The following is a 14042-nucleotide window of genomic DNA, read 5'->3' as shown; positions in this document are numbered from 1 at the left end:
CAGCGGATTTAGAACTCGAGCATCACGGCCATCGCGAAGACGGTGGACGCGGTTTTGAGCGATTCGGGTTTCTTGAGCGGCCAGCCGGCCGAGAGGTCGTAGCTGGCGCTGACATGGGGAATGGACAGACGGCCGCGCAGGCCTGCGACCGCGCCGACCAGCGTCCGGCCGGACAGGTACTCGGCGGACGGGCCGCCCACCCGACCGACGTCCAAGCCGGTATAAAGCTGCTGGCCGGCAAGACCGGTCAGATCGTCCAGGTTGAACGACAGATCGTTGCGCAGCGTCCAGCCGTCTTCGGCGGCGAGCGTCATCTGGCCATCGAAGCCGCGCACGGCGTAGCGGTTGCCGATCGTGAAGTAGTCAGCCGGCACAATGGCCGTCTTGGCGTGCTGGATCTGCCAGTTGGCCTGATAGGCAAGCGTTTGCCCGGCAACCTGGAACGGCAGATAAGCGCCCGCGTTGGCGGTAAGAATCGTGCTGCGCCCGTTCCAGTCCGGGTCGCCGTAGATGTAGCCGGGCTCGTCGGAGAACTGAGGCAGCGTGCCGCGCACGCCGCCGCCGATGTCCAGCACGGCCCGGCCAACGTAGTGGCGATGGCCGTAGCCGATCTCGTAGCCCGAGACGTCGCGGCGCTGAACGTCGATGGCCACGTCGTTCAGGGTGCTGTCGGTGCGCTTTCGCAGCACGGTGAGCGACAGGTTGCCCTTGTAGGAGGTGCCCCGGTACGGCACGACCGATACGCCTGCCTGGATCTGCTTGGTGGTGCCGCCGTAGACGATGGGTTCTTCGAAGCCGGCGACCGTCTGGCGGTATGTGGATTTGCTGGCGCCCGCGAAGACGGTCCAGTAGCCGAACGGCACGTTGTAGTTGATGGAAGCGGCGCGCGTGTGGGAGTCGGCGTCGCGCCAGTGCGCGTTGCTGTTCCACGAGACCGACAACTGGTCGTAAAGGAACAGCGGGGAATCAAGGGTCAGGCCGGCATTGAGTTGATACTTGCCCACCGTATCCATGCCGCCGTTGTCGCCACCCAGGTAGCCATGCCAGCGCTTGCCGGTGCCGGGCTTGATGAGAATGTCCGAGTCGCCCAGTTCGGGACCGGGCGCGATATCGATGGCGGCGTCGGCCTGGCTGCCAAGACGGCGGATGTTTTCAAGCGCCTGGTCCAGATCACGCTGATTCAGTTCGCCGCCCGGGCCGGTGGGCAACGCCGTGCGCCACCAACCGATGCCGTCCTGGCTTTGGACGGCGGAAATGCGGCCTGGCAGATAACGCAGCGTCAGCGACCCGTCCGCAAGCGACTGCTCGGGCACGACGACGCGCGCGGTGACCAGGCCGTCGTCGATCAGCAAGCCGATCAGGTGTTCTTGAAGCGCCCGCAACCCGCTGCCGCCCACGCATTCGCCCAGCACGATGGCCGTGGCGCGCGCCAGGAGATCCGGCGGCTCGGCGCCTTCCCAGATGACTTCCCGCAAGACGAAGCACGGGGTTTCGGGGGGAAGGGCCAACCCGCCCGGCTGGGCCGCGGAGGGCGCCGACAGCACGTCGGGACGCTCTGCCGCCCGCGCGCGTTGAGCATCGATTTCCTGCTCCTGCCGGCGCTGGATTTCTGTGGCGCGCTGTGCGGCCTCAGGGGCGGGTTGCGCCCACGCCGAACTGATGCCCGCTCCGGCGCAAAGCGCCGCCCAAATCAACCATGCTCCGTGAAAATGCTGCGATCCGCTCATACGTCTGGACGCTTTCGGCCAACCGCCGTGCGTCGTCTCCTGTTGATCGATTGGGGCTGAATTTTGCCGCGCAATACCGTTTATTACAATATATATCTATTGTTTCTTAGTTGAATTCCGCGCCATTGCGACGCTTTGCCGTCCGTATGCCGCCCATTGCCGTCTTTTATTGATATTTCTTAAAGACGGAACTCGGACACGTAACAAATCGACTTCAAACGGGTGCGTAGGCATCTACATCAGCCGCCTTTGTAAAACGCTGGCGAAACGGCAGAAATCAGAGAACTCTGAAATATCGGGCCGGGTTAACCCGAATGCCGACATAACTACAAATCGTCAATAATTCGCCAACGTTTTGTCGTTGATCCGTCCCTTTGCCTGCCTTGCCCATGCCTGTATCCGTTCGGGACGCCATCGTTTCGTCTTCCCACCTTGCGTCTTCCGCGCCAGAGCTGTCCGAGGTCGAATTCGGCCTGATCATTGCGTCGCATGCGTTCAACCGCTGGATGGTGCGCTGCATGGCGTGTGCGGGGCTGCCCGAACTGACGTCGCTGGATATCCTGGTGCTCAACCACGTATTCCATCGGGGCCGGGGCAAGAAACTGGCCGACATCTGCTTCACGCTCAATGTCGAAGACACGCACCTGGTGAATTACTCGCTCAAGAAGCTGGAGCGCCTGGGCGTCGTCCAAAGCGCCAAGACGGGCAAGGAAGTGATCTACACCACCACCGACGCCGGCGCGGCCGCCATCCAGCGCTACGCCGAAGTGCGCGAGCAGTGCCTCGTCAAACCGTTCATCGACTCCCCCGCCGCCGACAACGCCAGTCATCAACTGGCCAATACCTTGCGCGCCCTTTCGGGCCTGTACGACCAGGCCGCCCGCGCCGCCACCTCGCTGTGAGAATCCACGTTGTCTAGCATTCCAGTCTCCGCCCCCGCCCCGCTGCTGTCCGTGCGCGGCGTATCGGTCGATTTCAATACCGACACCGGCGGGTTTCGCGCCGTCGACAACCTGGATTTCGACGTGCGGCCCGGCCGCACGCTGGCGATCGTGGGCGAGTCCGGTTCGGGCAAGTCCGTCACGTCGATGGCGATCATGCGCCTGACTGACTACAGCGGCGGCCGCATTTCGACCGGCCAGATCCTGTTCCGCGGCAGCGACGATCGCGAGGTCGACCTGACCCAGGCCAGCGACGAACAGATGCGCGCGATCCGCGGCAACGACATCGCGATGATCTTCCAGGAGCCGATGACGTCGCTCAATCCCGTGTTCACCATCGGCGACCAGATCGTCGAGGCGATCATGCTGCACCAGCAGCTGTCGCGTTCGGCGGCGCGCCAGTCGGCGCGCAAGCTGCTGGAAAAGGTGCGCCTGCCTGATGCCGAACAGCTGCTGGACCGCTATCCGCACCAGTTGTCGGGCGGCATGCGCCAGCGCGTGATGATCGCGATGGCGCTGTCGTGCCAGCCGCGCCTGTTGATCGCCGACGAGCCGACGACGGCGCTGGACGTCACGATTCAGGCGCAGATCCTGAACACCATCCGCGAACTGCAGCGCGACCTGGGCACCGCGGTGATCTTCATTACCCACGACATGGGCGTGGTGGCCGAGATGGCGGACGACGTGGTCGTCATGCTGCGCGGCAAGAAGGTCGAGCAAGGCACGGTGCAGGAAATCTTCAACGCGCCCAAGCATCCCTACACGCGCGCGCTGCTGGCCGCCGTGCCGCGCCTGGGCAGCCTGACGGGCCGCGACCTGCCGCTGCGCACGCCGCAGACCGTGCTGGAAGGCGACATGCTGCGCGAGGTGGGCGAGACCCGCGAACAGGACACCGCACGCTACGACGAACCGGTGCTGCGCGTGGACAAGCTGACCACGCGCTTTGACGTTGGCCACAACCTGTTCGGCCGCGTCACACACCGGGTGCATGCGGTCGAGCAGGTCAGTTTTGACGTCTATCCCGGCGAGACGCTGGCGCTGGTGGGCGAATCGGGCAGCGGCAAGTCCACCATTGGCAAGACCTTGCAGCAGCTCGTGGCGCCCACGTCCGGCGCGGTGCGCTACAACGGGCAGGACATTTTCTCGATGGACAGCGCGGGACGCCAGCGCCTGCGCCAGGAGATCCAATACATCTTCCAGGATCCGTATGCGTCGCTGGACCCGCGCAAGACCGTGGCCTTCAGCATCGCCGAGCCGATCCGCACGCATGGCCTGCTGAGCGGCGAAGACGCCATCGCGCGGCGCGTGGGCGAGCTGCTGGAACAGGTGGGCCTGAAGCCCGAGCACGCCACGCGTTATCCGCACGAGTTCTCGGGCGGCCAGCGCCAGCGGGTGTGCATCGCGCGCGCGCTGGCCAGCAATCCCAAACTGATCATCGCGGACGAGTCCGTGTCGGCGTTGGACGTGTCGATTCAGGCGCAGATCCTGAACCTGCTGATGGATCTGCAAAAGGATCGCGGACTGTCGTACCTGTTCATCACGCACGACATGGCGGTGGTGGAAAAGGTGAGTCACCGCGTCGCGGTGCTGTACCTGGGCCAGATCGTCGAACTGGGCACGCGCCGCCAGATCTTCGAATCCCCGCAGCACGCCTACACGCGCAAGCTGCTTGCGGCGGTGCCGGTGGCCGAGCCCGGCCGCCACATCGACACTTCCCTGATCGAGGGCGAGATCCCCAGCCCGGTGCGCCGCGTGGGCGATGAGCCCGCGATCGTTCCTCTCTTTGAGTTCGCGCCCGGCCATCAGGTCGCCCGCGCCGCCTGAAACCCCTTTTATCCGTCGGTCCGACCCGATTTCCCGTCCCTGGAGGCGACCATGCAATTCCTTCGCACCACCCTCTCCGCCACCGCGCTGACGCTGGCCCTTGCCGCCGCGCTGCCCGTGTCGACGGCGCACGCCGCCGGCACGCTCAATGTGGCCATCAACCAGGATCCGGGAAGCTGGGATCCGATCGACACGTTCGTGACCTTCTGGGGTTCGGTCGGCAGCAACCTGTACGACGGGCTGACCATGCGCGGCGCCGACCTGAAGCTGCAGCCGGGCCTTGCCACCAGCTGGGAATACCTGGACGACAACAAGCGCCTGCGCTTCAAGCTGCGCGAAGGCGTCAAGTTCCATAACGGCGAGCCTTTCAATGCCGAGGCCGTGAAATTCACGTTCGACCGCCTGCTGGGCGCGGAAGGCGCCAAGGGCCCGCAGAAGTCGAACTACGACTCGATCGGCGAGGTCAAGGTGGTGGACCCGTACACGGTCGACTTCATCCTGAAGCAGCCGGACCCCGTGCTGTTGACGAAGCTGGCGGGCTACGGCGCGATGATCGTGCCGCCCAAGTACATCACGGAAAAGGGCGAAGACAACTTCAACACGCATCCGGTCGGCACCGGTCCGTTCAAGTTCGACAGCTACCAGCCCAAGGTCAACGTGACGCTGGCGCGTAACGACGAATACTGGGGCGGCAAGCCCAAGCTGGACAAGGTGGTGTATCGCTTCATCGGCGAACCCGGCACGCAGGTCGCCGAATTGCAGGCCGGCCGCATCGACATCGCCACGCTGATCCCGCTGGGCCTGATCGAAACCGTGAAGAAGTCGGGCAACGCCGACGTCATCTCCACGGGCGGCCCGGTGGCCTTCGCGCTGCGCTACAACACCAAGAACGGCATCACGCAGCACCGCGACGTGCGCCGTGCGCTGATCATGGCGGTCGATCGCGACGCCATCGTCAAGCAGCTCCTGCTGGGCCAGGCCAAGACCATCGCCAGCTTCCAGGGTCCGCAGTCGTTCGGCTACAACCCCGAGCAAAAGCCCCTGCCCTTCAATCCCGCCGAAGCCAAGAAGCTGCTGGCGGCCGCCGGCGTGAAGCCGGGCGCCACGGTGCAGATCGACGTGCGCGGCAGCGACTCTAACTTCCGCGAAGTGGCGCAGGCCGTGTCCGGCTACCTGCAAGGCGTGGGCGTGCGCGCCACCATCAAGCCGTATGAAACCGGCGTGCTGCTCAACGACATCATTCCCGGCGGCAAGACCGGCGAAATGTGGCAGAACCAGTGGGGCGGCTGGACGTACGACTACGACAACACGGCATACCTGATGTACCACTCGGGTCAGAAGTGGAATCCGTACGACAACGATCCCAAGCTGAACGCGATGCTGGAAGCGCAGCGGACGGTCTATGACGTGAAAAAGCGCGAAGCGATGCTGCACGAAATCGCCGCGTACGTGGCCGACCAGGCGCTGGAAATGCCGCTGTATAGCCTGAACACGATCGTGGGCGTGAACAAGCGCGTGAAGAACCTGGAGGTTCCTGGCGACATCCGCTTCCGTTTCCTGGATACGGCCATAGAGTAAGTCCCCCCCGAGCGCTTCGCGCCTCCCCCAGGGGCATGCCTGCGGACCGGCAGAGCCCGGATCCGCGGCATCCCGCTTGGGGTGTGCCTCGTTGAGGCATCGGTGCGCATCGATGCCGCGTTAACACCCTTTTCCCGCCACGGCGCAAGCCGTTGCGGCGCCTTATGACCGGATTTCTCATCAAACGCGTGTTGCAGGCGGTCTTCGTGATCGTGGCCGTGACGCTGCTTGTTTCTTATGCCGTGCGCCTGACCGGCGACCCTGCGCTGATGCTCAGCCAAGGGTCCGGCAGCGTGACCGAACAGGATCTGGCCAACATCCGGCAGGCGCTCGGACTGAACCGGCCGTTCCACGAGCAGTACCTGTCGTACATGCAAGGCCTGCTGCACGGCGATTTCGGGCGTAGCTTCATGGGCGGCACCTCGGTCGCCAAGCTGATCGGCGACGCCCTGCCGGCCACGCTGATGCTGGCCTTCACGTCGCTCATCGTGTCCATCCTGATTTCGCTGCCGCTGGGCATCCAGGCGGCCATCAAGCGCGGCAAGCCCACCGATCAGGCCATCCGCATCCTGTCGCTGGTGGGGTTGTCGTTTCCCAACTTCTGGCTGGCGCTGATGCTGGTGCTGCTGCTGTCGATCACTTTCCCGCTGCTGCCGCCTTCGGGCTGGAGCGGTCCGGCCAGCCTGGTGCTGCCGTCGCTGACGATGGCGATCATCCTTAGCGCCACCAATATTCGCCTGGTGCGCACGACGATGCTGGAAACGCTGTCGGCGCAATACATCATGGTGGCGCGCAGCAAGGGGCTGAAAGAGCGTGTCGTGCTGTACAAGCACGCGCTGCGCAATTGCGCCATTCCGCTGATCACGTACCTGGGCCTGCAGTTCGGCGGCCTGATCGGCGGCATCGTGGTGATCGAGATGGTCTTCAACTGGCCCGGGCTGGGCACGCTGGCATTCGACGCCATTTCCGGCCGCGACTATCCGGTGCTGCAAGGCACGGTCACCGTGCTGGCCACCGTCATCGTCCTGGTCAACCTGATCGTCGACATCGCCTACGGCATCGTCGATCCCCGTATCCGCACGCGTTGAGCATCATGCAGACAACCACTTCCCCCGCCGCCCCGAAGGCCATGAAGCCGCGCAGCCGCTATCGCTCGCTGGAATTCGTGCTGGGCGCGCTTCTGACCGGCGTCATGGTCCTGCTCGTGCTGGCGTCCGGCTGGCTGTTTCCGGACGGCGGCGAATCCATGGATCTGGCCGCGCGCCTGATGGCGCCCTTCGCGTCGGCCGCCCACCCGTTCGGCACGGACCCGCTGGGCCGCGACGTGCTGGCGCGCGTGATCGTCGGCGGAAAGATCTCGTTGCTGGTGGGCTTTGCCTCGGTGCTGGGCGGCGCGCTGCTGGGCATCATCATGGGTCTCATTGCCGGCTACTACCGCGGCTTCTGGGACATGATCGTCATGCGCTTTGCCGACGTGCAACTTGCGCTGCCCTTCATCCTGGTCGCCATCACCTTCATCGCCATCCTGGGCGGCGGCCTGTTCAACGTCATCTTTTTCATGATCGTGTCGCAATGGGTGCAGTACGCTCGTCTGGTGCGGGCGCAGGTGCTGGCGCTGCGCGAGCGTGAATTCGTGCTGGCTGCGCGCGCCTTCGGCGTGCGCGACCTGGCCATGATCCGCCACCACATCGTGCCCAACCTGCTGGGGCCGCTGGTGATCCTGATGACCCTGAACGTGGCCAACAACATCCTGCTGGAAAGCAGCCTGACCTTCCTGGGTCTGGGCGTCGATCCCATGATCCCGAGCTGGGGCGGTATGCTTGCCGATGGCCGCACGTACATGCAGACGGCCTGGTGGGTCAGCGTCTTTCCTGGCCTGGCCATCATGCTGACGGTGCTGGGCCTGAACCTGCTGGGCGACTGGCTGCGCGACCGCCTGGATCCGACCGGCAAGGTCTGATGAATCGATCCGCACCCTGGGCGCGGAAGGAATATTGAGTATGTCGTTGCTGGACAAGAGTTTCGATCGCACGCTGGACGCCTGGACGCACGCCTACATGGCGCCGGCCTGGCGCGGCGCGATCGTGGAAGGCTGGCTGTTCGAGAGCGCCCAAGCCCGCCGCGCCGCGCAAGACCGGCTGCAACAGGCCGGCGTGACGGCGCGCTTTCGCAGCGCCTACAAGCCGCTGCTGCACTATTTCCTTGAAGAGGTCGAACACGACGGGCTGATCTCGGCCGAGATCCGCTACCCCTTGCACGAGCAAGCGCAGGCCAAGCGCTTCACGCTCGAAGCCTACCCCCTCGTCGCGCTGCTGAAGGACGTGCGCGTGACGATGCTGCCCGGCGCGAACGACCTGCACTACGACGTCACCCTGGGCTATGCCGACGGCCGCACGCTCGACGCCCGCGTTTTCGCGCCCAATCAGCTGGGGCACGCGCCGGACGGCACGCCAGAGCTGTCGCCCACCGGCTGGCTGCGGGTGCGCGACGCGAGCGGTGCAGTGCAAACCGATGCCGCGCAGGCCACCGAATACCAGTTGCTCTTTCGCAGCATCATGGACACGGTGCGCACCCACACCTGGGGCGCGCACGAGCCGTATTTCGACCGGCTGGAGATTCGCGTCGACCTGCCCGGCATCGACTTCGCGCTGCCGGTGGACGAGGAAATCGTCAGCACCTTCGAGGCGCTGCACGAAGACATCTATTTCTCGCTGCTCGAGCACTTCCAGCAGCACTCCGGCCGCCCTTCCGGCGACCGGGGCCTGCAACCCGGCCAGATCATTCCCGACATCCGCCGCCACGATGGCGCGCCCCGCGTGCAGATCTCGGTGGAACCTTTCGCACCCGTCGCGCCCGTGACGCCGGCGGCGCCTGCCGGTCCGCTGGCGCAGGCGCGCGAGCCGTTGTCGGCCGCGCAGATCGCCGGGTGCATGGCTGCCTTTGGCGGCGACACCTTCCAGGCCGTGTCCCGGCAGGGCCGTCCGGTACTGGGCACCTATGTGCGCGGCCCGGGACCAGCCGTCTTCATATCGGGCGCGCAGCACGCCAACGAAACCTCCGGCGTAGTGGGCGCCCTGCGCGCGGCGCAGGCGCTGGCCGCGCGCGGCGACGCGCATTTCGCGCTGATCGCCTCGGAAAATCCCGATGGCTACGCGCTGTTCAACCGGCTGCGAGAGCAGCATCCGCGCCACATGCTGCACGCCTCGCGCTACAGCGCGCTGGGCGACGATATTGCCTACCGCGAGCGCGCGCCGTTCTTCGAACGCGAAGGCCGCCATCAGGCGCATGCGATCAGCGGCGCGCAGCTGCACATCAACCTGCACGGCTATCCCGCGCACGAGTGGACGCGCCCGCTGTCGGGCTACCTGCCGCGTCACTTTGAGCTGTGGACCATCCCCAAGGGGTTCTTCCTGGTGCTGCGCCATCATCCGGGCTGGGGCGAGCGCGCCCGGCATCTGATCGAAGGCGTCACCGCGCGGCTTGCGCGCAACGTGCCGGGGCTGGTGGAGTTCAACGCGCGGCAACTGGAACTCTTTCACGCACACGCGCTGGAAAAGGGATTCGACGTGCTCAACGGCATTCCCGTGCAGGTCACGGAAACCGATCGTGAAGAATTGCCAATGGCGCTCATCTCGGAGTTTCCGGATGAAACGGTCTACGGAGACCGATTCGTTTTCGCGCATACTGTGCAGATGGAAACCGTCCTGGCGGCCACCGATCTGTATCGCGCGGGACTATAGAAGCCTGGATCCCGCCGCTTGAACCCGCAATAAAAAAATGAACATCCGAGAACGCAACCACGGCGACGATCTGGCCCTGGTGGACATCTGGCTCCGTTCGGTGCGCGCCACCCACACTTTCCTGACGGAAAAGGAAATCCAGGCCATGTACCCGAAGGTGCTGAACACGTATCTGCCGTCGGTAAGGGTCTGGGTCTGTGAGGACGATGCCGGCGAAGTCGCCGGCTTCATGGGCCTGACCGGCAACAAGGTCGAAATGCTGTTCGTGGATGCCAACAAGCGCGGCAAGGGAGCCGGCCGCCGGCTGCTTAACTTTGCGCGCTCGCTGCATGGCACGCTGCTGGTCGACGTGAACGAGCAGAATCCGCAGGCGCACGGCTTCTACAAGCACTACGGATTTCAAGACGTGGGACGCTCGGCCCACGACGACTCCGGCCGCCCTTTTCCCATCATTCACATGAAGCTGGCCGGTTAAGGCAACGCGTTCAGGCGCCGCCCGCTTCGTGCCGGGCGCGCCACGCTTTCAAGGCCTCGCGATAGCGGTCCATGGCCTCGTCATAGAGGTCGTAGACGCAGGGAATGCAACCGCTGTTGCAGCATTCGCCGGGCTCGGGGCGTTCAGGCGGAACGGGCGGCGGATCGTCGTCCGGGGATTTCTTCTTGCTCATGGCGCCATGTTAGCGCTGCGCGTCATGCGCCGGCGCGGCGCGGGCGTTCACACGCCTTCGCGCTTGCGCCAATCCGCGCGGCGGATTTCGTAGCAGACTTTGGGTTCCGGCGCGTCGCCCGTCATGCCGACGTAACGCAGCCCCGTCTTTTCCATGACGCGCTGCGACGCCAGGTTTGAGCGCATCGCCACGGCGCCCAGCACGTCCACCGGCAGCAGGCGAAACCCCAGCCCGATCAACGCGCGGGAAATCTCCGCTGCAAAGCCCTTGCCCCAACAGTCGGGATGCAGCGCATAGGCAAGCTCCACGCTGGCCCGGCCGGGCGACGCCGTCGCCTTCAGCCCGGCACGGCCAGCGGGCAGGCCCGTCTCCCGGTCCTGCAGCACATACATGCCGTAGCCATGTTCGGTCCAGTGGACGATGTTCTGCGCCACGTAGCTTCGGCTGGCCGCCGCGTCGCGCGTTCCGCCCATCGACTGCATCAGGTCGGCATTGGCGTGCATCTCGATCATGAACGGCAGATGCGCCTGCGACATGCGGCGCGCGTAAAGACGCAGGGTCTGGAAATCGTCGGGAAATTCGGTGGACGGCATGGCAGGCTCGCTCGTTACTCCGGATAAGCCCGCATGGCGGCCGGTTGATCGGCCTTGAGCGCATCCAGGATGCGCTTGCCCACGCGGCCGTCCTGCGGCAGGTTCAGGCGCGCCTGCTCCTCGCGCACGGCGTCTCGGGTCTTTCCGCCGGGGATGCCGTCGGCCACGCCGATGTCATGACCGCGACCGTACAGCTGCTTCTGCAGCTCCTTGATCTGCGCACGCGACAGGCCAGGGTCGTCGGTCGGCCACGCCGTGACCAGCGCCGGACCGCCTTGCAGGCGGTTCAGCAGCAGCGACACCGCCAAGCCGTAACGGCGCGACTGGTTGTAGTGCAGGATGGCGTCGAAATTCACGGTGGCCAGGAACACCGGGCCGCGTGCGCCGGTCGGCGCGAAAAGGTACGCCTGCTGGTCATTGCCCGAAGGCAGCTTCAGCACCGAGCCGTCGCCCTGCTTGACGCCGGCCTGCGCCCACTGGGCGATCGTGCGGCGATCCTGCGACCCCACGTACTCGGCGTCGGGCTCGGCGGGAATCGCAGCGGCCAGCTCGGCCGGCACGCGCACTTCCACGACGGCGGGCAGACCATGCGTCCATTGCGCGCGGCGCTTGCGCAGGTGGTTGGCGGTCGAAGCCAGCGCGTCGGGCAGCGAGTTGTAGAGGTCGATGCGGCCGTCGCCATCGCCGTCGGCGGCCAGTTCGTAGAACGACGTGGGGATGAATTGCGTCATGCCGAACGCGCCGCTCCACGACCCGACAAACTTGTCGGCGGGCACGACGCCGTCGCGCAAGAGGCGCACGGACGCGTAGGCGTTCTTTTCCCAGAGCGTCTTGTTTTCGGTGCAGGCGCGCGTCAGCCAGGCGTTGAGCACGTCGGTCTTGCCGACCTGGCGGCCATAGTTGGTTTCGATGCCGAAGATGGCGACCAGCGTCGCGGGATCGACCTGATACTGCTGGCTGATGGCGCCCAGCTGCGCGCCGTACTTGCCGAGCACGGCCTTGCCGTCCTGCACGCGCTCGTCGTCGACCGTCTTGGCGATGTAGTCCCACCAGCTTTCGCGGCCCTCGGGCTGGCCCTTGGCCGACGCAACGGTGGTGGGCAGCAGCGTGGCGTTGGCCGTGTACTTGTTCCAGTCGGCAACGGTCAGGCCGTTGGCCGTGGCGCCCTTGCGCAGCTTGTCGATGCAGGCCTTGGTGTCGAGTTCTGTGGGGACGATGACCGTCGGGGCGGCGGGCGCGGCGGAAGCAGCAGGAGCTGCCGCCGGCGCAGTAGCGGGCGCAGTGGCTGGCGCGGCATGGGCAGCCGGCGCGGGCGTATCGTCAAAGCTGCGCTTGGGTTTGAGCGCGGGTTGCTGCTGTTCGGGCGCGGGCGTCTGGATGCGCGATCCGGTGGCAGATCCGGGCGACTGCGCCTGCGCGGCGCCGGCGGCAGCGGCGGTCAGGGCCGCGGCCAGCAGCACGCGCGAAAAGCTGTCGATTCGAGGACGGGAGAAACTCTGGCGCATGGCTTTCCTGAAAAATCGAGGTCAGCCGGGATCGTACCGCGACCAGCGGCCGAAATCGAACGCGGCCCCTGCCCTGCCAGCGGACACCGGCCGATCATTGCGGGGCGGGCGGCGCCTCACGCAACTGCGCCAGGCGTTGCGCGGCCATTTCATACCCTTGAGCCGCGGCGGCCTCGTACCAGCGCAGCGCCTCTTTCATGTCGAAATGTTCCATGACGAGGCCCTGCAGGTATTGGGCGCCGGGATCGCCACGCTGGGCAGCAGCCAGCATCGCCCGGTCGGCCATGCCGTCCTGGCGCGGCGATTCGCCATAGATGTGGGCGTTGCCGCCCTCGATGGTGCCACCCAGTTCGCGCATCGACGGCGGGGTCTGATCGAAGAGCTGACGCCAGAACAGCGCCACGAGTACAACGAACAGCGCGAAGAAAAAGGTCCAGGTGACGATCCGTTTAGCGGTCATGTTTCTCTCAAAAAATGGGCAGGCTTGCGCCCGCGGACTTCAGGGATGATCGGTGGCGGGCGCAAACCAGTATTGGAACAAATCGCCGTCGTTGGTGTACCAGGGCAGCAGCATGCCGATGCTGTCGGACTCTCGCGCCACCGTCAGCAGCAGTCCGCCCGCGTCCTTGCGCAGGATGGCCACGTGACGCCGCACGCCCATGGACTCATGCTGGCGCCAGTCATGGCGCACGCTGACCCACAGCCGGCCTTGCGTGCATCCGGCAGCCCGCCAGATGGCATTGCCGGGATGCGGGGGTTCGCCCACGGCTGCCGTATCGGCGCCTTCCTCTTGCAGGACAAGCTGCGACACCTGGCGCGCGCCGTGCTCATCGCGCGCCTCTATCTGCCATCCGAGAGCATCCGGGACGAACGAGACGGTTGCGCGGGGCGACGGTTTCCATGCCGGCAAGGGGGCATCGCGCATGCCCGGCAGATCCAACGGATACGTCAGAAAGCCGCGCAGGTCCTCGAGCAGGAACGCATCGGCATCGCCGGCGCGCCGTTCACCCTGCGCGCGATAGACGCCGGCCAGGTCGGGGCATTGCGCTGGATCCGACGGCAGCACGACCGGCGTGCCTTGCTTGAAGGGCGGCCATTTGACGGCCACGTCGTCGACGCGTGACACGCTGCAACCGGCCAGCGCCGCGGTCAGCAGCGTGACCGCGGCAATCATCGCCGTGCGCCTGCCGCCGCAGGGGCGGCTGCCGTTGCCGGCGCATAGCCCTACGCACTGGCCGCTGCACTTGCCGCCGCGTCTTTTCAACATCAATTCCGCTTCTCCCGTTGCAAGCCGAAGCTGTTGCAGACCCCCGCGCGCGCAGCGCGGCCGCCATTCGCCGCCCCCACGCGGCCAAGCGTCGAACTATATCCCGGATCCCTCCGCGCGTTGCCAAGCGGCCAGCGCGGGAGAATAATCGGCAAATCGCTTCCGCTTCCCCGCGCCATGACACCGTTCCGAGGCAAAC

At 65.7% G+C, this 14042-nt stretch carries 13 protein-coding genes; 7 read left to right on the top strand and 6 right to left on the bottom strand.

The window, feature by feature from the left end; genetic code table 11:
• Positions 1-8 precede the first annotated feature (8 nt).
• Positions 9-1727 (bottom strand): ShlB/FhaC/HecB family hemolysin secretion/activation protein, encoded by a 1719-nt coding sequence (locus FBY20_RS21880; protein ID WP_142054555.1) that lies wholly within the window; start codon positions 1725-1727, stop codon positions 9-11.
• A 389-nt stretch (positions 1728-2116) separates the two neighbouring features.
• Between FBY20_RS21880 and FBY20_RS21875 the strand changes: the two genes are divergently transcribed.
• From FBY20_RS21875 to FBY20_RS21845, 7 genes are all read left to right on the top strand, one after another.
• Complete coding sequence (locus tag FBY20_RS21875) at positions 2117-2629, top strand: winged helix DNA-binding protein (RefSeq protein ID WP_008160698.1); 513 nt, start codon at positions 2117-2119, stop codon at positions 2627-2629.
• A 9-nt stretch (positions 2630-2638) separates the two neighbouring features.
• A complete protein-coding gene (locus tag FBY20_RS21870) occupies positions 2639-4492 on the top strand; it encodes a dipeptide ABC transporter ATP-binding protein (RefSeq protein WP_142054553.1) in 1854 nt (617 codons plus the stop codon).
• A gap of 51 nt (positions 4493-4543) precedes the next feature.
• Entirely contained in the window at positions 4544-6070 is a 1527-nt protein-coding gene (locus FBY20_RS21865) for an ABC transporter substrate-binding protein (protein WP_142054551.1), read from the top strand.
• A 164-nt stretch (positions 6071-6234) separates the two neighbouring features.
• A complete protein-coding gene (locus FBY20_RS21860) occupies positions 6235-7158 on the top strand; it encodes an ABC transporter permease (RefSeq protein WP_056324064.1) in 924 nt (307 codons plus the stop codon).
• Positions 7159-7163: 5 nt separating this feature from the next.
• The gene (locus tag FBY20_RS21855; protein WP_142054549.1) at positions 7164-8030 is read left to right on the top strand and encodes an ABC transporter permease; all 867 of its coding nucleotides are present in this window, start codon (positions 7164-7166) and stop codon (positions 8028-8030) included.
• Positions 8031-8070: 40 nt separating this feature from the next.
• Positions 8071-9810, top strand: a complete 1740-nt coding sequence (locus tag FBY20_RS21850) for a peptidase M14 (RefSeq protein ID WP_142054547.1) — start codon at positions 8071-8073, stop codon at positions 9808-9810.
• A 37-nt stretch (positions 9811-9847) separates the two neighbouring features.
• Positions 9848-10285 (top strand): acetyltransferase, encoded by a 438-nt coding sequence (locus FBY20_RS21845; protein WP_062840607.1) that lies wholly within the window; start codon positions 9848-9850, stop codon positions 10283-10285.
• A gap of 10 nt (positions 10286-10295) precedes the next feature.
• Here FBY20_RS21845 and FBY20_RS21840 read toward each other — a convergent pair whose 3' ends face one another.
• The 5 genes from FBY20_RS21840 to FBY20_RS21820 all read right to left on the bottom strand — a co-directional run bounded on the left by FBY20_RS21840 (position 10296) and on the right by FBY20_RS21820 (position 13843).
• Positions 10296-10478 (bottom strand): oxidoreductase-like domain-containing protein, encoded by a 183-nt coding sequence (locus tag FBY20_RS21840; protein WP_056324053.1) that lies wholly within the window; start codon positions 10476-10478, stop codon positions 10296-10298.
• Positions 10479-10525: 47 nt separating this feature from the next.
• Complete coding sequence (locus FBY20_RS21835) at positions 10526-11071, bottom strand: GNAT family N-acetyltransferase (protein ID WP_142054545.1); 546 nt, start codon at positions 11069-11071, stop codon at positions 10526-10528.
• A gap of 14 nt (positions 11072-11085) precedes the next feature.
• Positions 11086-12576, bottom strand: coding sequence for a lytic murein transglycosylase (locus FBY20_RS21830; protein ID WP_142054543.1), 1491 nt, complete (start codon positions 12574-12576; stop codon positions 11086-11088).
• A 94-nt stretch (positions 12577-12670) separates the two neighbouring features.
• Entirely contained in the window at positions 12671-13036 is a 366-nt protein-coding gene (locus FBY20_RS21825) for a hypothetical protein (protein WP_062839058.1), read from the bottom strand.
• A 39-nt stretch (positions 13037-13075) separates the two neighbouring features.
• Positions 13076-13843 carry a hypothetical protein gene (locus FBY20_RS21820; RefSeq protein ID WP_255452438.1) on the bottom strand — a complete coding sequence of 256 codons (768 nt, stop codon included), beginning with the start codon at positions 13841-13843 and terminating at the stop codon, positions 13076-13078.
• Positions 13844-14042 lie beyond the last annotated feature (199 nt).

Source organism: Achromobacter sp. SLBN-14 (assembly GCF_006715415.1).
Classification (GTDB): domain Bacteria; phylum Pseudomonadota; class Gammaproteobacteria; order Burkholderiales; family Burkholderiaceae_B; genus Achromobacter; species Achromobacter mucicolens.
Note: the sequence above shows the minus strand (reverse complement) of the source record. Positions and strands in the feature narration are given on the sequence as shown.

Bases quoted from the DNA above. Each gene is read 5' to 3' on its own strand.
- FBY20_RS21880 (WP_142054555.1), bottom strand. From the start codon at position 1,727: ATGAGCGGATCGCAGCATTTTCACGGAGCATGGTTGATTTGGGCGGCG.
- FBY20_RS21875 (WP_008160698.1), top strand. From the start codon at position 2,117: ATGCCTGTATCCGTTCGGGACGCCATCGTTTCGTCTTCCCACCTTGCG.
- FBY20_RS21865 (WP_142054551.1), top strand. From the start codon at position 4,544: ATGCAATTCCTTCGCACCACCCTCTCCGCCACCGCGCTGACGCTGGCC.
- FBY20_RS21860 (WP_056324064.1), top strand. From the start codon at position 6,235: ATGACCGGATTTCTCATCAAACGCGTGTTGCAGGCGGTCTTCGTGATC.
- FBY20_RS21855 (WP_142054549.1), top strand. From the start codon at position 7,164: ATGCAGACAACCACTTCCCCCGCCGCCCCGAAGGCCATGAAGCCGCGC.
- FBY20_RS21850 (WP_142054547.1), top strand. From the start codon at position 8,071: ATGTCGTTGCTGGACAAGAGTTTCGATCGCACGCTGGACGCCTGGACG.
- FBY20_RS21845 (WP_062840607.1), top strand. From the start codon at position 9,848: ATGAACATCCGAGAACGCAACCACGGCGACGATCTGGCCCTGGTGGAC.
- FBY20_RS21840 (WP_056324053.1), bottom strand. From the start codon at position 10,478: ATGAGCAAGAAGAAATCCCCGGACGACGATCCGCCGCCCGTTCCGCCT.
- FBY20_RS21835 (WP_142054545.1), bottom strand. From the start codon at position 11,071: ATGCCGTCCACCGAATTTCCCGACGATTTCCAGACCCTGCGTCTTTAC.
- FBY20_RS21830 (WP_142054543.1), bottom strand. From the start codon at position 12,576: ATGCGCCAGAGTTTCTCCCGTCCTCGAATCGACAGCTTTTCGCGCGTG.
- FBY20_RS21825 (WP_062839058.1), bottom strand. From the start codon at position 13,036: ATGACCGCTAAACGGATCGTCACCTGGACCTTTTTCTTCGCGCTGTTC.
- FBY20_RS21820 (WP_255452438.1), bottom strand. From the start codon at position 13,843: ATGTTGAAAAGACGCGGCGGCAAGTGCAGCGGCCAGTGCGTAGGGCTA.